The 20055-nt window shown below is 59.6% G+C and carries 24 protein-coding genes and 3 pseudogenes; 14 read left to right on the top strand and 13 right to left on the bottom strand.

What is annotated here, in order from left to right:
• Positions 1–186 precede the first annotated feature (186 nt).
• Positions 187–438, bottom strand: a complete 252-nt coding sequence (locus ACZ5TO_RS19865) for a DUF1488 family protein (RefSeq protein WP_117370440.1) — start codon at positions 436–438, stop codon at positions 187–189.
• A 411-nt stretch (positions 439–849) separates the two neighbouring features.
• Between ACZ5TO_RS19865 and ACZ5TO_RS19860 the strand changes: the two genes are divergently transcribed.
• Positions 850–1191 carry a hypothetical protein gene (locus tag ACZ5TO_RS19860; RefSeq protein ID WP_257318186.1) on the top strand — a complete coding sequence of 114 codons (342 nt, stop codon included), beginning with the start codon at positions 850–852 and terminating at the stop codon, positions 1189–1191.
• Between the two features lie 129 nt (positions 1192–1320).
• On the opposite strand, the gene ACZ5TO_RS19855 is transcribed toward ACZ5TO_RS19860, so the two are convergent.
• The 4 genes from ACZ5TO_RS19855 to ACZ5TO_RS19840 all read right to left on the bottom strand — a co-directional run bounded on the left by ACZ5TO_RS19855 (position 1321) and on the right by ACZ5TO_RS19840 (position 2376).
• A complete protein-coding gene (locus ACZ5TO_RS19855) occupies positions 1321–1521 on the bottom strand; it encodes a hypothetical protein (RefSeq protein WP_119258565.1) in 201 nt (66 codons plus the stop codon).
• A gap of 56 nt (positions 1522–1577) precedes the next feature.
• Positions 1578–1826: an acyl carrier protein gene (gene acpP / locus ACZ5TO_RS19850; RefSeq protein ID WP_119258566.1), complete on the bottom strand. Its 249-nt coding sequence runs from the start codon at positions 1824–1826 to the stop codon at positions 1578–1580.
• Positions 1827–1969: 143 nt separating this feature from the next.
• Positions 1970–2260 carry a hypothetical protein gene (locus tag ACZ5TO_RS19845; RefSeq protein WP_160872149.1) on the bottom strand — a complete coding sequence of 97 codons (291 nt, stop codon included), beginning with the start codon at positions 2258–2260 and terminating at the stop codon, positions 1970–1972.
• Entirely contained in the window at positions 2254–2376 is a 123-nt protein-coding gene (locus ACZ5TO_RS19840) for a hypothetical protein (RefSeq protein ID WP_256365821.1), read from the bottom strand. The genes ACZ5TO_RS19845 and ACZ5TO_RS19840 overlap by 7 nt, the downstream gene beginning before the upstream one ends.
• A gap of 287 nt (positions 2377–2663) precedes the next feature.
• On the opposite strand from ACZ5TO_RS19840, the gene ACZ5TO_RS19835 reads away from it, so the two are divergent.
• From ACZ5TO_RS19835 to ACZ5TO_RS19825, 3 genes are all read left to right on the top strand, one after another.
• Positions 2664–3017 carry a response regulator gene (locus ACZ5TO_RS19835; protein ID WP_464800938.1) on the top strand — a complete coding sequence of 118 codons (354 nt, stop codon included), beginning with the start codon at positions 2664–2666 and terminating at the stop codon, positions 3015–3017.
• Between the two features lie 89 nt (positions 3018–3106).
• Positions 3107–4150: a sensor histidine kinase gene (locus ACZ5TO_RS19830; protein WP_464800937.1), complete on the top strand. Its 1044-nt coding sequence runs from the start codon at positions 3107–3109 to the stop codon at positions 4148–4150.
• Positions 4151–4756: 606 nt separating this feature from the next.
• The gene (locus ACZ5TO_RS19825; protein ID WP_119258626.1) at positions 4757–5044 is read left to right on the top strand and encodes a hypothetical protein; all 288 of its coding nucleotides are present in this window, start codon (positions 4757–4759) and stop codon (positions 5042–5044) included.
• Positions 5045–5157: 113 nt separating this feature from the next.
• On the opposite strand, the gene ACZ5TO_RS19820 is transcribed toward ACZ5TO_RS19825, so the two are convergent.
• Complete coding sequence (locus ACZ5TO_RS19820) at positions 5158–5751, bottom strand: general stress protein (RefSeq protein ID WP_234190477.1); 594 nt, start codon at positions 5749–5751, stop codon at positions 5158–5160.
• Between the two features lie 22 nt (positions 5752–5773).
• Positions 5774–6091, bottom strand: coding sequence for a PepSY domain-containing protein (locus ACZ5TO_RS19815; RefSeq protein ID WP_234190475.1), 318 nt, complete (start codon positions 6089–6091; stop codon positions 5774–5776).
• 263 nt (positions 6092–6354) lie between these two features.
• Here ACZ5TO_RS19815 and ACZ5TO_RS19810 point away from each other — a divergent pair, with 263 nt between their 5' ends.
• From ACZ5TO_RS19810 to ACZ5TO_RS19800, 3 genes and pseudogenes are all read left to right on the top strand, one after another.
• Positions 6355–7257, top strand: a complete 903-nt coding sequence (locus ACZ5TO_RS19810) for a hypothetical protein (protein WP_464800936.1) — start codon at positions 6355–6357, stop codon at positions 7255–7257.
• Positions 7258–7395: 138 nt separating this feature from the next.
• Positions 7396–8481, top strand: a complete 1086-nt coding sequence (locus tag ACZ5TO_RS19805) for an extracellular catalytic domain type 1 short-chain-length polyhydroxyalkanoate depolymerase (RefSeq protein WP_464801002.1) — start codon at positions 7396–7398, stop codon at positions 8479–8481.
• 105 nt (positions 8482–8586) lie between these two features.
• A pseudogene (locus ACZ5TO_RS19800) lies at positions 8587–8670 on the top strand (DUF892 family protein); the annotation flags it as partial.
• Positions 8671–8723: 53 nt separating this feature from the next.
• Here ACZ5TO_RS19800 and istB read toward each other — a convergent pair.
• Positions 8724–9536 carry an IS21-like element helper ATPase IstB gene (gene istB, locus ACZ5TO_RS19795; RefSeq protein WP_464800935.1) on the bottom strand — a complete coding sequence of 271 codons (813 nt, stop codon included), beginning with the start codon at positions 9534–9536 and terminating at the stop codon, positions 8724–8726.
• Positions 9526–10461: pseudogene (locus tag ACZ5TO_RS19790) on the bottom strand (Mu transposase domain-containing protein); the annotation flags it as partial. The pseudogene ACZ5TO_RS19790 and the gene istB, both read right to left, overlap by 11 nt.
• Before the next feature lie 60 nt (positions 10462–10521).
• On the opposite strand from ACZ5TO_RS19790, the gene ACZ5TO_RS19785 reads away from it, so the two are divergent.
• A complete protein-coding gene (locus ACZ5TO_RS19785; RefSeq protein ID WP_113426808.1) occupies positions 10522–11526 on the top strand; it encodes an IS110 family RNA-guided transposase in 1005 nt (334 codons plus the stop codon).
• Between the two features lie 228 nt (positions 11527–11754).
• Here ACZ5TO_RS19785 and istA read toward each other — a convergent pair.
• Positions 11755–12369: pseudogene (gene istA / locus ACZ5TO_RS19780) on the bottom strand (IS21 family transposase); the annotation flags it as partial.
• A gap of 463 nt (positions 12370–12832) precedes the next feature.
• A complete protein-coding gene (locus ACZ5TO_RS19775) occupies positions 12833–13804 on the bottom strand; it encodes a 3'-5' exonuclease (protein WP_464800934.1) in 972 nt (323 codons plus the stop codon).
• 82 nt (positions 13805–13886) lie between these two features.
• On the opposite strand from ACZ5TO_RS19775, the gene ACZ5TO_RS19770 reads away from it, so the two are divergent.
• From ACZ5TO_RS19770 to ACZ5TO_RS19760, 3 genes are all read left to right on the top strand, one after another.
• A protein-coding gene (locus ACZ5TO_RS19770; RefSeq protein ID WP_464800933.1) for an IS5 family transposase occupies positions 13887–14641 on the top strand; the annotation gives its coding sequence in 2 pieces (ribosomal slippage) (positions 13887–14220 and positions 14220–14641; 756 coding nt in all).
• 242 nt (positions 14642–14883) lie between these two features.
• On the top strand, positions 14884–15330 hold the full coding sequence (locus ACZ5TO_RS19765; protein WP_464800932.1) for a MerR family transcriptional regulator: 447 nt from the start codon (positions 14884–14886) through the stop codon (positions 15328–15330).
• Positions 15320–15898, top strand: a complete 579-nt coding sequence (locus ACZ5TO_RS19760) for a PIN domain-containing protein (protein ID WP_464800931.1) — start codon at positions 15320–15322, stop codon at positions 15896–15898. Before ACZ5TO_RS19765 ends, ACZ5TO_RS19760 begins: the two co-directional genes overlap by 11 nt.
• A gap of 56 nt (positions 15899–15954) precedes the next feature.
• Here the strand turns inward: ACZ5TO_RS19760 and scpB are convergent, their stop codons facing one another.
• Both scpB and ACZ5TO_RS19750 read right to left on the bottom strand, forming a co-directional pair.
• Positions 15955–16638, bottom strand: a complete 684-nt coding sequence (gene scpB, locus ACZ5TO_RS19755; protein WP_464800930.1) for an SMC-Scp complex subunit ScpB — start codon at positions 16636–16638, stop codon at positions 15955–15957.
• Positions 16639–16640: 2 nt separating this feature from the next.
• A complete protein-coding gene (locus ACZ5TO_RS19750) occupies positions 16641–17594 on the bottom strand; it encodes a DUF1403 family protein (protein WP_464800929.1) in 954 nt (317 codons plus the stop codon).
• Positions 17595–17818: 224 nt separating this feature from the next.
• On the opposite strand from ACZ5TO_RS19750, the gene ACZ5TO_RS19745 reads away from it, so the two are divergent.
• From ACZ5TO_RS19745 to ACZ5TO_RS19735, 3 genes are all read left to right on the top strand, one after another.
• Positions 17819–18856, top strand: a complete 1038-nt coding sequence (locus ACZ5TO_RS19745; RefSeq protein ID WP_464800928.1) for a tyrosine-type recombinase/integrase — start codon at positions 17819–17821, stop codon at positions 18854–18856.
• A gap of 90 nt (positions 18857–18946) precedes the next feature.
• Complete coding sequence (locus ACZ5TO_RS19740) at positions 18947–19213, top strand: type II toxin-antitoxin system prevent-host-death family antitoxin (protein WP_184141272.1); 267 nt, start codon at positions 18947–18949, stop codon at positions 19211–19213.
• Positions 19210–19632: a PIN domain-containing protein gene (locus tag ACZ5TO_RS19735; protein WP_464800927.1), complete on the top strand. Its 423-nt coding sequence runs from the start codon at positions 19210–19212 to the stop codon at positions 19630–19632. The genes ACZ5TO_RS19740 and ACZ5TO_RS19735 overlap by 4 nt, the downstream gene beginning before the upstream one ends.
• Positions 19633–20055 lie beyond the last annotated feature (423 nt).

The raw sequence follows: 20055 nt of genomic DNA, 5'->3' as shown, positions 1-20055 counted from the left end.
CAGGATGGTGGATCCTTTCGACAACGGCGGTTTCCGAATTGCCGACGTCCTGCATGCCACGCTTTTGGCCTCTGGCCATAATCATTCCTTTGCCCGGATGCGGCCAGGCAGCCGGCCGGGCGAAACCCGGCAATCGTTCTGGGGATGTGAAGGGTCGCCGAAGCTCCGCTCCAGTGTTAGGCGCTCTCAGCCGAAATCGGCGCGCGTCAGGACGTAGGCCGGCTTGCGGGCGGCGGAATAGGCGCGGCGGGCGGCCGTGTCGATGGCGGCGCGGGCGGCGTCGAAGGCCTTGAGGTAACCCGCTTCGGAGGTCGCCGTCGGAAAGATATCCGTCGCCGCGAAGAAGGGGATTGCAAACACGCCGTCATGACCGATGAAGCGGATGCGCTTGCCCGCCTCTTCGTAGCTTCTGCTCGGGTTCGGAAAACTGAGACTCATGGAACGTTCCTCGTGGTGGACGGCTGCCTCTTCGCTACGAAAAGCCGCCGTGAGCACCGGAAACAGTCGCGCCGGCGCCCTTCAAAGAAATAATTTCATCCAAAAACGTGATGCAGACCGCATAAAATCTCGGGGATTCAAAGAAAAAATTAGACTCATGACTGTAAATACTCGTCGACAACCCATGAGTTCATACGTTTTTCGATCGAATTCATCATATCACAGAAATTAAAATCCTGATTTTTTTATTTTACGATGAGAAAACGTCACGAAGCACCAAAAAAATCTTTAATTTCATTTCCTTTATGTCCGTTAAAGCGCATACTGAAACTGTCCGGATTGCCATTGGCTCCAGGTCCGAGCGCGGGCCTTTATCGATCCCGATAATCATCGATTATAGGGAGTAAAGTCATGTCATTCAGTCTGAACATGGAAAAAGCAAAACCCTACTTAGTGGGTTTCGTTCTTGGCCTCGTGGCTGCACCGATTATCGCTTTCAATGCGGGATGGGTTTCGACCACCAGCGCGCGCACCGAGGCGATCAAGACCGCACGGGTAGAGACTTTGGCGGGCATATGCTCTGCCACGGCCGGTCGCATCGCCACCGCCAGCAGCACCGATCTGGCAACCTACAAAGGATACGAAAACCGTGCGAAGCGGGACGAACTCGTCGCCGCCGCAATGGCCGATATCCAGGTGCCGGCAGATCTTCTCAGCAAGGTCACCTTCGATTGCGGGCGCACATTGTCCTGACGAGCACTGAATTCACAAGATGCGAAGCCGAAGGCGTTTTCGCCTTCGGCTTTCGGTTGGAGTAATTTGTGAATTTCAAGCAGGCAGCCGTTCCTGTCATGAATCTTCCAACCAGACCTGCCTCCGTTGCTACTTTCGCTTCAACTTCGGCAAGGGCGCAGGATTGATCACCTCTTTCGCCAGGCGGAGCGCGCGCAATTTCTCGGTCTTCTTTTCCCGCGTTGCTGCCTCCTGGTCGATGATCCTCCAGGCGACCGAGTTGGTCTCCGACGCCTTTTTATCTGCAGTAGTCTTTGTCGGCTTGAAAAACCGTTCGCTGTTCGCTGTCATCCGTCAACTCCTTCATCCCGTAACGACTGATCGTCATCCGGGCGTCCGCTTATCTGTCACGACTGTGCTGCAACGACGAAGTCGATGGCATCCTTAACCGTCAGGAATTCTTCGGCTGGCTGGTCGGGAATGGCGATTCCAAACTCGTCCTCGATGAGCATTACGATCTGGACCATTTCCAGGGAATCAGCCCCCAAGTCATCGATAATCGAAGCATCATCGACAACCCTCGTTATCTCGACGGCCAACTGCCCAGTGATAATGTTCCTTACACGCTCGGCTATATCAGCTCTTGCGTCTTCCATGGGCGTCTGTCCTGATGAAGGATATTACTGCACCGATGCTGGTTGACGCGATTGAGAGGGGTGAAGCCGATCATATCGGCTTTGGTCCGGGCGGTAGCCCCAAACAAAGCCGATCGCCAAAACCAAGGCGACGAGCATCGCTGTCAGGCGATCGGGCATCGTGGCCACCCAGCGGTGGAACCGCCTTCGTTTTCCCAAATCTCGACGCTGGCGCGCTGCTCTTGCGCGCGCGCCTTACGGGATAGAGGATAGTCCCCAGCATCGATCGTTGCCGAATTGATCAAGCGGATTAGATTTGCCGCGTCTTCGCTGCTGGTCCCCTGCCCTTGCGCAAGGCTGCGTGTCTCGTAGTCGGCGTTTTTGAGAATCTGTCGGAGGACGGTTCGGCGATGCGCTCCCGGAGTATCGGGACCTTTGAAGATGAGGATCACCACAGCCAACCCTCCATGAGGAGGACGAGGATCATCACCAGGCTGACTGCAAAAAACAAATAGCCGCTCGCGGCGTCCGATACATATTGCTGCTGTTTGTGGCGGAAAGCGGAAGACATCGAGTCCTCCTTCATTTTCAGGGCCAGGGTAACCACCCCTCAAACAGCAGCGCCCTTGTCAATGGCTGCTGGAATACGAACCTTGCGCCCGATACCTCGCATTGGCAAGTCCTCAATTGCGGTCGTTTCGTGCCGGCAGCGCGCCAAGGTAGGCGGTCTACGGATGAGAAGGCGAAGTACTGTTCACCATCGATGACTTTCGGCAAGGGCGCCAATCACGGTGACCTTGGTCAAAGACGGAACGTTGCGCGGTTCCAGGGGTTGGTGAGCATTGGCAGGAGAATATCGTGGGCAAAGTTCTGGTTGTCGAAGACGAAGTGCTGATCCGCTTGACATTGGTTGACGCACTGCATGAGGCGGGCTTCGATGTTCTAGATACCGGCTCGGCAGAGCATGCTATCGAGATCATAAACGAGCAGACGATCCATCTGCTTTTCACAGACATCCAGTTGCCAGGCAAGCTAACGGGCCTTGATCTCGCCCATAGAGTTTTCGAGCGTTTTCCCGATGCCGGGATTATCGTGGCGTCGGGCCGGATACAGCCGATGAGCACGGATTTACCGCCTGCGGCAAAGTTCTTTTCAAAACCATTCGGCTTCGACGAGATCATCGCGTGCTTCAAAGCAATGAACCGTCCCTAGATTTCGGCCGCATTCCAAATGCACATATATGACTGCGCAAGCGATATGATCCGTGGCATAACGTGCTGGGCGGAGTTCGAGATATCTTCATGAAGATCGCAGTCGATACCGGAACGATTTCCTCCCGGGAGCGCTTCCTTGAAGCGATCGTGCAGAGCGCGATCGACTACGCCATCATATCCATGGATCTCGACGGCCTCGTGACAAGCTGGAACGAAGGCGCGGTAAAGATACTTGGCTGGAAAGCCGAGGACATGATCGGAAAACCGGCCACGGTCTTCTTCACGCAGGAAGACAGGGAAAATGGCGTTCCGCAGAAGGAGATGACCGCTGCCCTCAACCGGGGCCGGGGCAATGACGAGCGATGGCATCTGCGCGCCGATGGCACGATGTTCTGGGCCTCGGGCGAGATGATGGCGTTGCGCGCGCCCGACGACAAGATCATCGGCTTCATCAAGATCCTTCGCGACAGGACTGGGGAACGCGAACGGGAGGAACGTGAGCGCCTCCTCATGCACGAGCTCGCCCACCGCATGAAGAATACGCTGTCTGTCGTTCAGGCGATCGTGACGCAATCCTTGAGGAATGCGGTTTCACTGGACGATGCGAGCGACAAGCTTCAGCTGCGTATTGCAGCCTATGCCAAGGCCCATGAAATCCTGCTGCAGAAAAATTGGGTAAGTGCGACGCTCGCGGATGTCATGGCCGCCGCCCAGATGAATATCGGGTTGGACGGGAGCTCCCGTATCAGGGCAGATGGACCTGATATCCGGCTAGGACCCCAAGCGGCCCTATCGTTCGCAATGGTTTTCCACGAACTGCTCACCAACGCTTCGAAATACGGAGCCCTGTCAAACGAAGAGGGGCATGTCGAGATCTCTTGGGACCTAGAGCACCGCGATGGAATGGAGACACTCATCGTGTGCTGGCGGGAGTTAAATGGCCCGCGCATTGTCAATTTCGAACCGGACCGCAAGGGTTTTGGTTCGCGCCTCATCGTTTCTAGCCTGCAAGCCTTTGGGGAGGCATCCGTTTCCTACCGGCAAGAAGGGTTCGTCCTCCTTGCCGTGTTACCGCTCGCGAAACTTCAGCTCCAAAACGACTTGTCGGCAATTGAAAATGCGCCGTACTGAGACGATCACGTCGCTCTTCTAAATATTCAGAACCTGTTGGCCCTCAGGAACGATTTGAATCTCCCATCCTCCTGGCACTTGCAGAAGCAACCAACAAAAAAGGCCGGGGCGAAACCGCACCGACCTTCCTCATCATCGCTTGTCTACAAGTGCCAGTACATCCGTGGTCAAAAGCATGAAGCGATGACAGAAATTGCGAGCAACAGAGATTCTCCAGCGCTCATAAGCAATTCTGACAATCAATATATAGATACTAATTATGTCGAAAACAAGTGCAATCGGCATATCTTATTAAATATTACAAAAGGAAAATGAGCTGAATCTCTAAAATACAAAAACCATTCGTTGCTAAAGAAGGGAAACGGGTTCACTGTAATTATTCCAGCAGCCATTTTACGGGCGCTGCTGTTTGAGGGTTTGTTACCCTGGCCCTAAGCGAGGAGGACATCATGTCTTCCCTATTTCATCTACCGAAGAAACACGATTTCGCGACGTTAGCCGGTTACGCCTTATCCGCGGCTAGCTTTGCATTAATCGTCTACATCCTGATCGAGGGATGGGTTTGATGGTTTTCAGCGCAATGACGGCGGAAAGGTGGTGCTCAAGATGACCGAAAGAACCACAGAAACCGAAATCACATTCACGCATCCATTTCATCTGGAGTCCCTTTCGGAGCCTCTGGAAGCGGGCACGTATCGCCTTGTCGTTGACGAGGAGTTGATAGAAGGCCTGAGCTTCACGGCGTATCGGAGGGTGGCGACCCATCTTGAAATTCCCGCGATCTCGGTCGCTATGGCCAGGCGCCAATTCCTTCAGGTGTCGCCGGGCGAGATCGAGAAGGCATTGGCACGCGATGGAGCTGGCATGGACGTGGGTCGACCTAACATTTCCTGATCGCAAGATTGATTGCCAATCGCCAATGTTCGAAGCGGGCGCTACGTCCTTCGAGTATCAATCATCCACCCGACGTAAAAAAGCCGGCGATTGCCGGCCTTTTCCGAGATGGTTCAACGCCTATAGCGCAGGCGCTCCTGTTCGACTTCCGCCGGCCCGTAGGGGTCGAGGGTGTCATCGAACCGGGTCCAGCCCTCGTTGGCATAGACCGCGCGCCGCTGGCCGAGATCAACCCAGTTCGACTTGCGAAGGATGGCTTCGGCCTCCGCCTGGAGGCTTTCGTCAACCTTCGCCGTCACGAGCGTCCCGCCGCGGCGAACCCCTTCCGCATAGACATGTGCGTCGTCTTCGGAGACGCCGGATTCCGTGAGCGCGCCGATCAGCCCGCCTGCTGCGCCGCCGGCTACCGCGCCTGCCACTGCGCCCGCCGCCGTGGCGGCAAGCCAACCGGCAGCAACCACCGGCCCGACGCCGGGAATGGCCATGATGCCGAGCCCGGTGAGAAGGCCGCCGACGCCGCCGACGGCCGCACCGATGCCTGCACCTGTCCCGGCGCCTTCGGCGGCATTGGTTTCCTTGTTATGACGTTCGTCCGCATTGTTGGAAACGATGCTGATATCGCTGGACGGCACGCCGCGTGCCTCCAGGGCACTGACGGCAGCGCTTGCATCGGAATATTCGTCGAAAAGTCCTGTAACGGTTTTCATAGGAATCTCCTAAAGTCTCAGTTTAGTTGGCGACGATGTTGCCCTGATAGTCGAGCGCGACGCTCACGGCCTTGCCGTCCTTGGTCGCCTTGGCCTGCCAGACACCCTTGTCATCCAGCATGAGGCCGGTAACATCGGCATAGCCTGCTGCGGTAATGCGTTCCCGCGCCTGGTCCTCCGTGAAGCTGTTCGCGCCTTCGACCGGAGCAGTCGCATTCTTGGTATCGGGCGTAGCAACAGCCGGCGTGTCGCCATCGGTTGCCGGGGTGGTTGACGTCTGAGCAAACGCGCCAAAGGTCGATGCGCCCACCAAGGCGGCGGCTAGGAGAAGTTTTTTCATGATCTTGTTCCTCGTTCGAGCCTGAGATCAGGCCCTAAAGGAACACCCTGCTTGTCGCATAGTTCCGCAATTCGAAAAATAGAAATTGCCGCGCTGTTTTATGGAACATCAGGGAATTCAAGGAGTTGGGGCGCCAGGTGCGGGTATTCGCTCGCGCATTACTGGAGGTCTTCAAAATGGGTCGCGGCATTCTTCTCTGGCTTCTGGGTATTCCCCTGCCGATCGTTATCCTGCTCGTCCTCTTCCTGCGATAGGAGGCGGACATGTCCCTTTACAGCTCGGGTGTTTCCGACGTCGGTGTGGAATCCAGCACACCGGCGCTCGCGTGGGGGCCGGTCATCGGCGGCGCGGTGGCCGCGGCGGCCGCCACGATCATTCTACTCCTGCTTGGCTCCGGCGTCGGCCTGACGATGGTCTCGCCATGGTCGGGCGACAGTGCTTCCTTCACCACTGTCGGCGTCACGGCAGCGATCTGGTTCGTGGTCGTCCAGTGGTTGGCCTCCGCGCTCGGCGGCTATCTGACCGGCCGCCTGCGCACCAAGTGGGCCAACGTCCATACGGATGAGGTGTTCTTTCGCGACACCGCGCATGGTTTTCTAAGCTGGGCACTGGCAACGGTGGTTGTCGTTGGCATGGCAGGCTCTGCATTCACCTCGCTCGCCGGCGCCGGCGCCCAGGCCGTATCGACGGCGACAGCCACCGCCACGGTTGCGGGCACCGCGGCCGCGGCAAACAGCGATCCGGCCGCACCCGATGCTGCGACCGGCTACTTCACGGATATGCTGTTGCGCCCGCAGGATCTCGCGAGCCGCGCTCAAGCGGACAATGCATCGGCCACGGCCGAAATTTCCCGCATCCTGATGCAAGGTGCGGTAAATGACGGCGTGCCGGAGGCCGACCGGGCTTATATCTCATCAATCGTTGCGTCACGCGCCGGTATCCCACCCGAAGAGGCGCGCGCCCGGGTCGATCAGGTACTGACTCAGATCGAGGATGCGAAGAATGCCGCCCTCAAAGCCGCCGACGAGGCCCGAAAATCCGCCGCGACGGCGGCGATGCTTGGCGCCCTGTCCCTTCTCGTCGGCGCCTCTATCGCATCGGCTGCAGCAGCTCTCGGCGGACGCCAGCGTGACGATGAAGAAGCAGCCTTGATTGTTACACGATAAGCAATCTGGAAGCCGCCCTCTCGAGGCGGCTTCTTTCCGTTCATTCGCCAGAAGAATTATTGTGCAGCGCAGCAACTTTAATGCTGCGGAGGGGTTCCAGTGTATGCGGCCAATCCGGCGCGCTACCTGGAGCTCCTCATGAGATCGCTATCTGATACACTCGAACGGCTCGCGCGACTGCGCTCAGTCAAGCCTGCGACATCGCCCGGCTCCATTCTCAAGAAGCTCGATCATTTCGGCGGAAACCCGGGCGCCTTGGCGGCGTGGCAGCATGTGCCGAAGCAATTGCCGGCGGCACCGGCTCTGGTGGTCGTGCTGCACGGCTGCACGCAAACCGCCGCCGGCTACGATGTCGGTTCAGGCTGGTCCGCGCTCGCCGAGGACTACGGCTTTATTGTCCTTTTCCCCCAACAGAACAGGCAGAACAACGCGAACCTGTGCTTCAACTGGTTCAATGCCGCGGACACCCAGCGGGATCGGGGCGAAGTGATGTCGATCCGACAGATGATCGCCAGCGTGGTCGCCGAACATGGCGTCGATGAGCGCCGAATCTATATCACCGGTCTATCGGCCGGCGGCGCCATGGCGAATGCCATGTTGGCCTGCTATCCAGAAGTCTTTTCCGGTGGCGCTATCATCGCCGGCTTGCCCTACGCCGCCGCCTTGACTGTTCCCGAGGCGTTCGACCGAATGCGCGGGCAGGGTCTTCCCGGCACCAATAGCCTGCAGGAAAGCCTGCGCACCGCCTCACGCCATGATGGCGCTTGGCCGACGATTTCCGTCTGGCAGGGTACGAGCGACAACACTGTGGTCCCTGACAACGCAGCCGCGCTCGTCGCGCAATGGCGGGGCGTACATGCGGTTCCGGTACAGCCCACCCAAATCGAGACGATGGGTAGAAACTTGCGATCTGTATGGCACGACGATCGCGGCCTGGAGGCAATAGAACTCTACATCATTTCAGGTATGGGTCATGGCACGCCGATCGAAGCGTCCAGCGGATATGGTAGGGCAGCGCCGTTCATGCTCGACGTCGGTGTTTCCTCGACTGTGCAGATAGCGAGAGGCTGGGGCCTTGCCGCCTCCTTCGAGCGCCGCGGTCAGCCGCATGCGTCCTCCTCCCCAGACGAAACGGTCAAGCAGCCGCCCTCACCTGCCGGTGCTGACAACAGTATTCAGTCCATCATCGAGAAAGCGCTGCGTTCCGCGGGCTTGATGAAGTGAGGGTGGGTTCGGTTCGTACCGATTTATTTTCCGAGCAGCGGAACGTCGTCTCGGTTCCACGGTTGTTTGAGTCCATTCATCTCGAAAATTTGATCGGATTCTCCAATGGCTACGGAAAAGACTTTGAACGACCTCTTCCTTGATACGCTCAAGGATATTTACTTCGCCGAAAAACAGATCCTGAAGGCCTGTTGATTTGCACTGAGAACTGACCCGGGATTTGCACCGAGAAGTGACCCGCCTTAGGTATCGTCCGTCGTGGTTGGGGTGGTCAATTTCCTCCGTTTCTCCTTCATCGCTTTGGGCTCATGGGCCGAACTGTTTTTGAATCGGAAGCTGTCGTTTCCAGTTTCGAGGATGTGGCAATGATGCGTGAGGCGGTCGAGCAACGCGGTGGTCATCTTGGCATCGCCGAAGACGCTGGCCCACTCGCTGAAGCTCAGGTTGGTGGTGATGATGACGCTCGTGTGCTCGTAGAGCTTGCTCAGCAGATGGAATAGCAGCGCACCGCCTGAAGCACTGAACGGCAGGTAGCCGAGTTCGTCGAGGATCACGAGATCGGAGTGTGCCAGGCGGTTGGCGATCTGGCCTGGACGACCTTGGGACTTCTCCTGCTCCAGCGCATTGACTAGTTCCACGGTCGAGAAGAACCGAACCCGTTTGTGATGATGTTCGATGGCCTGGACACCGATGGCCGTGGCGACATGCGTCTTGCCCGTGCCGGGACCGCCGACCAGGACGATGTTGTTGGCGTCGTCGAGGAAGTCGCAGCGATGAAGCTGGCGGACCAGCGCCTCGTTGATCTCACTGCTGGTGAAGTCGAAGCCATTCAGATCACGATAGGCTGGAAAGCGTGCCGTCTTGAGCTGGTAGGCCGTCGATCGCACTTCACGTTCCGCGGTCTCGGCCTTGAGGAGCTGCGACAGGATCGGGATGGCGGCCTCGAACGCTGGCGATCCCTGCTCGGTGAGCTCGCCAATGGCCTGGGCCATGCCATGCATCTTCAACTGCCGCAGCATAATGACGATAGCGCCGCTTGCCGGATTATGACGCATGGCGAACCTCCGTCTTTCTGAGCGCATCGTAGCGTTCGACATTGGCCTTGGGCTCATTGGTGAGCGTCAGGGCCTGAGGCGCGTCGATGGTGGGCGGTGTGAAGGATTTGCCATCGACGAGACGATGCAGCAGGTTCAGCACATGCGTCTTGGTCGGAACTCCGGACTTCAGCGCCATGTCGACCGCCGATAGCACGGCCTGTTCGTCATGCTGGAGAACAAGGGCAAGGATATCGACCATCTCCCGGTCGCCACCCGGCTTCTTCAGGAGATATTGCTGCAAGGTCCGGAATGCGTCCGGTAGCTCGATGAAGGGTGCGCCATTGCGAAGAGCACCTGGCTTGCGCTGCACCACCGCCAGATAGTGCCGCCAGTCGTAGATCGTCTGTCCCCGTCGATCATGGGAGCGATCGATGACGCGACGATGCTCGCAGACGATCTGGCCCTCCGCAGCGATCACGACACGATCCGGATAGACCCGCAGGCTCACCGGTCGATTGGCAAAGGATGCGGGGACGCTGTAGCGATTGCGCTCCAGATGGACGAGGCAGGTGGGCGTGACCCGCTTCGTATATTCGACGAAGCCGTCGAAAGGGCGGGTAACAGGCATCAGCGCCAGAGCCTCCTCAGCCCAGATGTCGGCGATGGTGCCGCGCATCTGTCCGTGTGGGGTCTTTGCCCAGAACTCCTTGCATCGAAGCTCCAGCCAGTCGTTCAGGGCATCCAATGATGGAAAGCGCGGAACGGGTTGAAAGAAGCGATGACGCGCATCCTGAACGTTCTTCTCGACCTGCCCTTTCTCCCAGCCGGACGCGGGATTGCAGAACTCGGGCTCATACACATAGTGACTGGCCATCGCCAGGAAACGGACATTGACGTCGCGCTCCTTGCCGCGGCCGACCTTGTCGATCGCCGTGCGCATGTTATGGGATGGACGCCTCCCTCCGAGGCCTCAGAATGAGGGGCCCAACTAAAGGAGGAAGTCATGACATTCGAATTGCTCGCAATCGATCTTGGAAAGTCGTCATTCCATCTCCACAGCATCGCGTCGGATGGCGCTATCCTGTCGCGGAAGATCAGCCGTTCGAAGTTGGCCGAAACGGTCAAAGCGATAAACCCCAGGATGGTAGCGATGGAAGCCTGCGCCAGCGCTCATCATTGGGGGCGGCAATTCCAGCATGACGGGCGAGAGGTCTTGCTGATCAATCCACGCTTCGTGAAGCCCTTTGTCCGTGGCTCCAAGAACGATGCGGTCGATGCTGCGGCGATTTATGAAGCGGCGACACGTCCAACCATGCGGTTCGTACCGGTCAAGTCGACCGCACAGCAAGACCTTCAGTCACTACATAGAGTTAGGGAGCGTCTGATCGTTCAGCGGACATCGCTGATCAATCATGCCCGCGGCCTTCTTGCCGAGTATGGAATCGTTTTGCCGCAGGGGCCATGGCGGTTTGCTGCTCAGGCACCCTCGGCTGTCGAGAATGCACCTCTTTCCGATCTCGGGCGCGAGCTATTCCTCGAACTCCTTGACCAGCTCACCGATGTGAATGACCGGGTTGCCAGGCTCGACCGGAAGATTAGCGAGATTTGCCGCGAGCGAGAAGATTGCCACCGTCTGTGCGAACTGCCTGGCGTCGGTCCGATCATTGCAACTGCACTGGTGGCCAGCGTTGAGGACGGGCGCCACTTCAAATCGGGGCGAGAACTGGCGGCCTGGATCGGGCTGGTCCCGCGACAATACACGACTGGCGGCAAACCACGCCTCGGCGGAATTGGCCGCCGAGCGAACCACTACCTCCGTCGCCAAATGATCCATGGTGCACGCGCAGTTATCAGCCGACTTGCCAGTCACGACGATCGCCGATCGCAATGGCTGAAAGAGCTCGTCGCTCGCCGTGGATTTAATAAAGCGATCGTAGCGCTCGCCAACAAGACCGCGCGGGTAGCATGGGCCTTGCTCACACGACAGGAGCGCTATGCCGCAAAATAGTCATTTGCCAATCGTTGCCTGTGAGGCAATGATGAATGCGAGGTAAGAACTGATGGCGTAACGGCACGGACCGCAGCTTCGGATCCTGATTTACGACAAGGCCACAAAGGTCGATCATGTTATGAGGAAAGAGGCAGCGGACTCCCATCAAGGCCAGGAGCGTGATCGCTCCAGCGATAGGCCGGATAGATTCACGCATCCAATGCCGAGTGCCGCCAAATGTTCATCTCGCCCGGGAGGCGTCCATAGATTGTCGTAGATGCCGCGGCCGGGGATGCCGCCGAAGACCCGGAATGCATGATTATGGGCATCGAACAGCATCTCATGCGTCTGGAGGAGATAGGCCCGAACAATGAAGGCGCGGCTGTAGCTCAGCTTCGTATGCGCCACCTGCAGCTTGGTGCGCTCATTGCCGATGATAGCCCAGTCTTCCGACCAGTCGAACTGGAAGGCCTCACCCGGTTCGAAGGCCAGAGGCACGAACGTTCCGCGCCCTGTCGTCTGGAATTCCCTCTGCCGGTCTGTCTTCCATTCCCGGGCAAAGGCTGCAACACGGCAATAGGAACCGTCGTAGCCGAGGCTCACCAGGTCGGCATGGAGTTGCTTCAGGGTGCGCTTCTGCTTCCGGCCCTTCTTGGATTCCGTCTTCAGCCAGGCCGACAGCCGATCCGCGAACGGATCAAGCTTGCTCGGTCGTTCCGGGACCTTGAACTTCGGCTCCACGCCGTCCAGGCGCAGGTATTTGCGGACAGTGTTCCGGGACAGGCCGGTCCTGCGGCAAATCTCCCGGATCGATAGATGCTCTCGAAAATGCCAGCGTCGGATTACGCTCAGTAACGCCATGTCGATCACTCCAGAGCCCCCGCTGAAACCTCGCGAGGGATGATTGAAACATGGGTCAAATCTCAGTGATAATTTCCCGCAATCCCGGGTCAGTTCTCAGTGCAAATCAACACCGCACCGGCAAAGAAGGAGAAAAAGCCAGAGGAAATCGAGGTTGCCGTCCCCGTCGTTCCGGACTCAGTCTTGATCCAGCGCATTATCGCGGAATCTCTCGACTCCTATCCGAGCTCATGTGCGTGCCCATACAGCCGCGATCGCGCCGGACGGCGCTGCGGCAAGCGGAGCGCCTATAGCAAGCCGGGCGGCTATGCGCCGGTCTGTTTCCCCGGCGACGTCACAAAGGCGATGATCGAGGCCTTCAGGTCGCGGTAGCCCTTCGAGCGGCCGGGCTGACGGACGACGGAACCGGGTGAAGATTTGTTGAGGTATGTACGCTTGACCGGTCTGCGGTTCTGGCGATGGCTCACGCCTTGAAGCGCTCAAGGGCGGTGAGGCGCCTTATCGGCGGATCGGCGTCGGGCCAGCGGTAGATTTCGGCGCGTAGATAGCGGAGTTCCTCGTCGAGCATGTCGTCGGCGACCTCGACCCACCAGGATTTCGGCCGCCCGTCGCTTCCGTCCGACCATCGGTAGCCGCGGGCCTTGAGATGATCCTTCATATCGAACGGGCTGTGCTCGGCAAAGATGCGAACCCGCGAGCGCCGGCTTGCCGCGAAGAGTTCGGCGAACGGGGTGTTGCCCTGCTCCTGTCCGCCCCGAGCCAGGACCTCGAGCAGTGCGAAGCAGTCGTCGACGGCGCGGTGTCCATCATGGAAGTAACCCGCCTGCCCGACAAGGTAGCCAAGCTTCGTTCCCTCGAAGCCGCGGGCCGACCAGTCAATCTCGGAGACCGAGCAAGCCCATGCCTTCGGCGCGAAGACCGGGGAAAAGGTTTCACAGAAGGGACGGTCGAAGCCGGCATTGTGGGCGATGATCAGATCGGCCGGCTCGATCAGGGCCTGCACCCGCGCAATGTTGATCGTCTGGCCGGCCACCATGACGTCCGTGATGCCGGTCAGCCGCGTGATGTCGGCAGGAATGGCGACATTCGGCTGCTGCAATCCACCATAGAAGTCAGTGACATCACCGATGTTTCCAGCCTCGTCGAAGCTGAAGGCGACAATCCCGATCTCGATGATTTCGTCCTTGCGCGCATTGAGGCCTGTCGTCTCCGTATCGACAATGGCGCCACGCAATGGAAAGCCGGGCCGCGGCACATGCGCAATGGCGCGAGGATCCAGTTTCCGCAAAACGCGATAGCGGCCGGTTTCTTCGAGCCGGCGGACCATCTCGATTTCGTCCGCGATGCCTCGCACATCGTGTTTGGACGGAGATTGGGATTTCACTTCCGGCTCCCTCGCCTCCCCCGTTCCGAACAAGTCGAACTGCTGCTTCATGCCACCTATCTCGCATTGGCTAGGCTCAGGACCTATTAATTTGGCCTGAGGTGTGATTCACGGTATCCGATAGGAGGCCGTGATGAGTGATTTGTTTCTACTGAGTGAAGACCAGATGGCTCGGATCTCGCCGTATTTTCCTTTGGCACATGGCGTTCCGCGCGTCGACGATCGCCGTGTGATCAGCGGGATCGTCTATGTCATCAAGCACGGCCTGCAATGGAAAGACGCGCCAAAGGACTATGGGCCACACAAGACGCTCTATAACCGCTTCATCCGTTGGAGCCGCCTGGGTGTATTCGACCGCATCTTCGTGGCCCTGTCCGGTGACGGCCCGAAGCCCGAACGCATCATGATCGACGCCACACACCTCAAAGCGCACCGGACAGCCGCAAGCCTGCTCAAAAAGGGGATGTTCCCCGCCGTATCGGGCGAACCAAAGGCGGACTGAACTCAAAACTACACACTGTCTGCGACGGTGAGGGACGCCCGATCATCATGCTGCTCAGCGAGGGGCAGATGAGTGACCATAGGGGCGCGCGCCTTGTGCTGGATGCCTTGCCGCCAGCCAAGACGCTCATTGCCGACCGGGGCTATGACAGCACGCCGTTCCGAGACGCCCTACAGGCAAGAGGTATCGAACCTTGCATTCCCTCCAGCCGAAGCCGCAAGATACCATACTCCTACGACAAGGTGCTCTATCGCCAGCGCCACAAGGTGGAGAACCTCTTCGCCAAGCTCAAGGACTGGCGCCGTATCGCAACCCGATACGACCGATGCGCGCATACCTTCTTCTCAAGCATATGTATCGCCGCAACAGTCATCTTCTGGCTTTGATTTAAAGAGTCCTGAGCCTAGCGCGTAACGCCGCGCGCTTGAGCGCTTCTTATAGAGTCTGGGGTGAACATGTGAAACCAGAGGGCGCCGACACCCGAGCGAATTTGACGATGCTCGGCTCGACTGCTTCCGGGTATCATTGGCTGTGACGACAAGATCGCCACGGCATAGCATCATTCGTGGATTTCAGTTATTGCAGTTAATCGCCTGACCCACTATATTGCGGCCAAGGAGACCGCACCATGGCCAGCCAGCTCATTCATTTCGCCGGATTGTCGGATCGGGACCGCAGAATAGCCTCGCCCCTACCGAAGCTCGCTGCAGGCGACAGGCTAGAGCTTCACGTCCATCATGAGGGCGGCCGCGAACAAAAGCTCTCGATTCCGCCCTCGGCTGCTGCCGCGGTTGAAGCCCTCCTGGCGCACATGCTGCGCGGAGAGCGTGTTGCTGTCCTGGCCGAGGACCAGGAACTGAGCCCAACCGAGGCATCCGCGATCCTGGGCATCTCCCGTCCCCTCGTCGTCCTGCGGATGGACCGGGGCGATCTGCCGTTCCGTTACGTGGGCAAGCATCGTCGCGCCCTTTTGAAGGACGTACTCGCGCTGAAATCCAAGCTCGACGCCCGCCAGGCTGCGATGGATGCGCTCGCCGACGACACAGAGGACCTCATTCAGACCCATGGCCTCTAAACCGCCCGTCGCGGTGTATGATGCCTGCGTCCTCTATCCCTTCCATCTACGCAACGTCCTGATCCAGTGCGCCTTCGACGGTCTCGTCGAGGCCCGCTGGACGGACGACATTCATGACGAGTGGATTCGTAATCTGGCTGTCAACACGCCGGCATTGCCCATCGAACGCCTGATAGCCACGCGAAACAGGATGAAGGCCGTCCTGCCGGATGCGGACGTCTCCGACTATCACCGCTTGATCCAAGACCTCCACCTACCCGACCCTGACGACCGGCACGTTCTGGCAGCCGCCATCGCTGGGAAAGCCTCCCTTATCGTCACTTGGAATCTCAGGGACTTTCCGGCAAGAGACCTTGCTTCCTACGGTGTGGCCAGCCAGTCTCCGGATGATTTCCTTATCGGCCTCCGTGCGGCGTTTCCCGAGGCGCTGATGTCCAGCATCAAACGAGCCCGGCACAATCTCCGCAAGACAATGCCGTCCGCCGAAGCCTTCATCGACGGACTTCAACAAAGTGGCCTGAAGGCATTTCCGGCGCTGCTTCGCCAGAATATCGACGAGCTGGCCTGAACCGATGCGGCCATAAAGCGCGTAATACGAAGACTCTCCGCGCACCTAATCATAATCTATTCTTCCTCGCCCTCGACTGCCACCAAGACTTCCTCCTGCACGCCCTTGCGGCTGAGCAGCCCGGCATCCTCCAGCGCCTCGACATCCGGCAGGTCACGCAGCGTCTGCAGGCCGAAGGCCGACAGGAACTGCTTTGTCGTGACATAGGTATAAGGCGCGCCCGGCGTCGGGCTACGCGGGCCGGAGGCGAGGAAGTTGGCACCGCGGAGACTGGCGATCATGTCGCGGCTGACCTCCTTGCCGAAGATCTTTGACAGGTCGCCGCGGGTGATCGGCTGGAAATACGCGATGGCCATCAGCACCATGGCCTCGAAGTCGGACAGGGCAGGCGCCCCTCCCCGCACTGGCGCCTGCGACGCCCGGATCGAAACGGCGAAACGCGAATGCGTTCGGTGCTGCCAGCCGCCGGCGACGAAGACGATCTCATAGGGCCGGTCACGCAGTTCGGCGCGCAGGTCGTCGATCAGCAGGTCGATGCTGCAGTCCTTGCCGACGACACGGGCCAACGTTTCACGGCCGACTGGCTCGGCCGCGGCAAAAATCACCGCCTCGACGCGCAGCATCCATTCCCGCCAGCGCAGCTCCGGCCGCAGCTCCGCCAGTTCCCGATCCAGGAGGACTTCGTCCTCCGATGTCGATCTGCGGTTTTGCCGCGTGCCGCTTGCCTCCGGTTCAGCCATCGTCACAATCCATAGATCCGGAACGCGCTGCGGCCGGACAGTTCCCGCACGGCGCCAAAGCCTTCCAGCCGGTCGAACAGCCGGGTCGCCGCCCAGCGCGACAGGTGACTGCCGGGGGCCGAGGCGGCCACGGCGTCCTCGTCGAGCAGGGCCTGAATGACGGTACCGGCGCCCCTGGTGCGGACCTTTGGCGCGACGATGCGCAGCGTCTCCGCGCGGCGGGCGATCTCGCCGGCGGTGCGCAGGGCCGCGCCCGTCGCCTCGGTGAGGGCAAGGCAGACGGCACGGGCAAAGGCCGGCTCGCCCGGGCGCACGCGCCCCCTGCCCCCAAGCGTCCTGAAGGCGGGCCCGTAGCGCTCCGCCATCAGCAGCGGCACGGCACAATCCCATTTTAGCAACGCGGCGATCAGCAGGTCGGCCAGCATCCAGGCGAGCGGCTCGGCATCCGGCCGCACGGCCTGGATGGCCGTGACCAGGTCCGCCGCGGCAAACGGCGCCGGGCGACTCGATTGCAGCGCGTCGTCGGCATGGTCGACGGCCGCGGTGAGCCGATCGTCCCAGGCGAGCCCCAACAGATCGGCAAGCTCGGCCACCGCTTTCGAGGAAAAGGCGGGCTTTCGCGTGGAAAACCTTTTGGTGGCCAAAAACACCCTGCCGGCCGGGCCGGGATCGTCACCGGCAGCGGTGAGCAGAACGGCGTCGCGCAACGCCACCTCGTCCTCGCTGCGCCCCATCAGCCGGACCGCGACGGCGGCACATTTGAGAGCCTGGCGGGACCGCCAGCAGCCGGCCCAGACGGGCGCGGAGCGGACAAGATCGTCCAGCGATTTCAAGGCGATGCCGGCGGCGAAGGCAGCGGCAAGCTCGTCCGGCTCGCGGCCGCGCGGCAGGATCCAGCCGGGCAACGGGGACGTGAACGTCGAGGCAGAAGCGGGCGGGGCGGCGGGCGAATCCATAGCAGTCAGCCTACACCGACTGAGCGGTTTATGCTATAGAGTGCAATATAAACCGCACGGCTTGTCTTTCATAAATAATGATCGATAAGTTTGCATTATCGTTCATTATGCCGTCTTATGAGGAAATAACCTCTCTCGTCGAGCAGAACAGCGAAAAGCCCGCTCCGGAACACGCAACGCCGGCGGACGATACAGCGCTTGCGGTTAATGTTTCGCTTGCGCCGATGTCGACGGTCCTCCCCTCCCCTTCCCCGGAAGGCCGTTCCGGCGCGACCGCGCATCTGCGGGATCTCACCGATCGCGCCCGCGCCTATGTCGAGGCCGCCGCCTCCGCCAATACCCGGCGCGCCTATGCCTCCGACTGGAAGCACTTTGCCGCCTGGTGCCGGCGGCAGAACCTTCCGCTTCTTCCTGCCGACCCGCAGGTCGTCGGCCTCTACATCACCGCCTGCGCCGCGGGTACGTCTGCAGGCGCCGGAAGGCCGATGAGTGTTTCGACCATCGAACGGCGGCTGTCGTCGCTTTGCTGGAACTATGCCCAGCGCGGCGGAGAAAAGCTCGACCGCAGGGACCGGGCCATCGCCACCATCCTTGCCGGCATCCGCAACAGGCATGCCGCCCCGCCGCGCCAGAAGGAAGCGATCCTGCCGGAAGATTTGGTCGCCATGCTGGAGACGCTCGACCGGGCAAGCCTGCGTGGCCTGCGCGACCGGGCCATGCTGCTGATCGGCTTTGCCGGAGGCCTGCGCCGCTCGGAAATCACCGGCCTCGACCTCGGGCGTGACCAGAACGAGGATGGACGCGGCTGGGTCGAAATCTTCGATCGGGGCCTGCTCCTGACGCTGCGCGGCAAGACCGGCTGGCGCGAGGTGGAGATCGGCCGCGGCTCCTGCGACGCCACCTGCCCCGTCGTCGCGCTCGAAACCTGGATCCGCTTTGCCAGGATCGCCAGGGGACCGCTCTTCCGCCGCGTGACCGGCAAAGGCAAGGACGTCGGCCCCGACCGGCTCAACGACCAGGAGGTGGCCCGCCTCGTCAGGAAGACGGCGCTGGCCGCCGGCGTGCGCGGCGATCTTCCCGAGGCCGAGCGCGGGCAGAAATTCGCCGGCCATTCGCTGCGCGCCGGCCTCGCCTCCTCGGCCGAAATCGACGAACGCCACGTCCAGAAGCAGCTCGGCCACGCCTCCGCCGAAATGACCCGCCGCTACCAGCGCCGCCGCGACAGGTTCCGCGTCAACCTCACCAAGGCTGCCGGGCTCTGAGTTCCCTTCCCCCGTCGTCAAGCTACTTGTCGCTCATCCAGCATTGGATTATATAGTCATCATAGTCACTCTAGTCATCAGGCATCCACTATGCAACCATCACCACACGACGAAAAAATCTGGACCGTCGCCAACGCAAAAGCAAAACTTTCCGAGGTCATCGACCGCGCGCAATCCGCACCGCAGACAATTACCCGAAACGGCAAGCCAAGCGTCGTTGTCGTTTCTGTCGAAGAATGGCAACGGAAGACCGTACGCAGGGGCACGCTTGTTGAGTTTCTGATGGACTCGCCCCTACGAAGCGCCGATCTAGACCTTGAGCGTCAGCGCGACGAACCACGTGATTTGTCGCTGTGAGAATTCTACTCGATACCAATGTTCTGTCAGAGGTAACAAAGCCGCGCCCTGAAGACCACGTTCTCGAATGGTTGGGCCGACTCGATGAGGACCGCTCCTTTCTAAGTGTCATTTCGCTGGCGGAAATTCGCCGGGGCGTTGCCCTTATGGACAACGGGCGAAAACGCGATGCACTAACCGAGTGGCTTGCCTGCGATCTGCCACAACGTTTCGAGCATCGTGTCATTCCAGTGGAAGAACGTGTTGCCTTAGCTTGGGGCGATTTGATGGGGCATGCAAAGCGAAGGGGCCGAGGCATGTCATCGATGGATGGCCTGATCGCAGCCACCGCGATTGCACACGACCTCACGCTCGCAACGCGCAACATCAAGGATTTTGAGGGCTTTGGCATCGAACTGATCAACCCATGGAGCAGGTGAGACGGCTTCCAATTGCAGTTGATATATAAACAATGTCGCAAAAGGATAGACCAGCTTGCTCTCCTATAACTTGCTGAAAAATCACGCCGGCATTCCTCTGTAGGACAGAAATCAGAAAGGACTTGATTGTTGAGGGCTCTCTGCTTGCGCAATACCAGCGTGACGTGGACAACGCGCATCTCTGCCATCCCAGTCAAGGCACCGGATGAGACAGCCAGATATGAAGGGTCGTGTTCATCGCATCTCGACCATTTGTTCGCTCAAGTCGCAGTCGATGGCGTCTTGTGCGTGAACTCTTCAGAAGAGCCTCTCTGGTTGCAGAGCAGAAGTTCGAGCGCGCGCTGTTTCACCCACCGTTTCAGGAGGACGGCACCTATACGCCGTATGGCAATATCACGCCACAACCGTTTTCCTTCGCGTCGT

The sequence above is a fragment of the Shinella sp. Sh6 genome (assembly GCF_055392685.1).
This window is presented reverse-complemented; position numbering and strand designations above follow the sequence as displayed.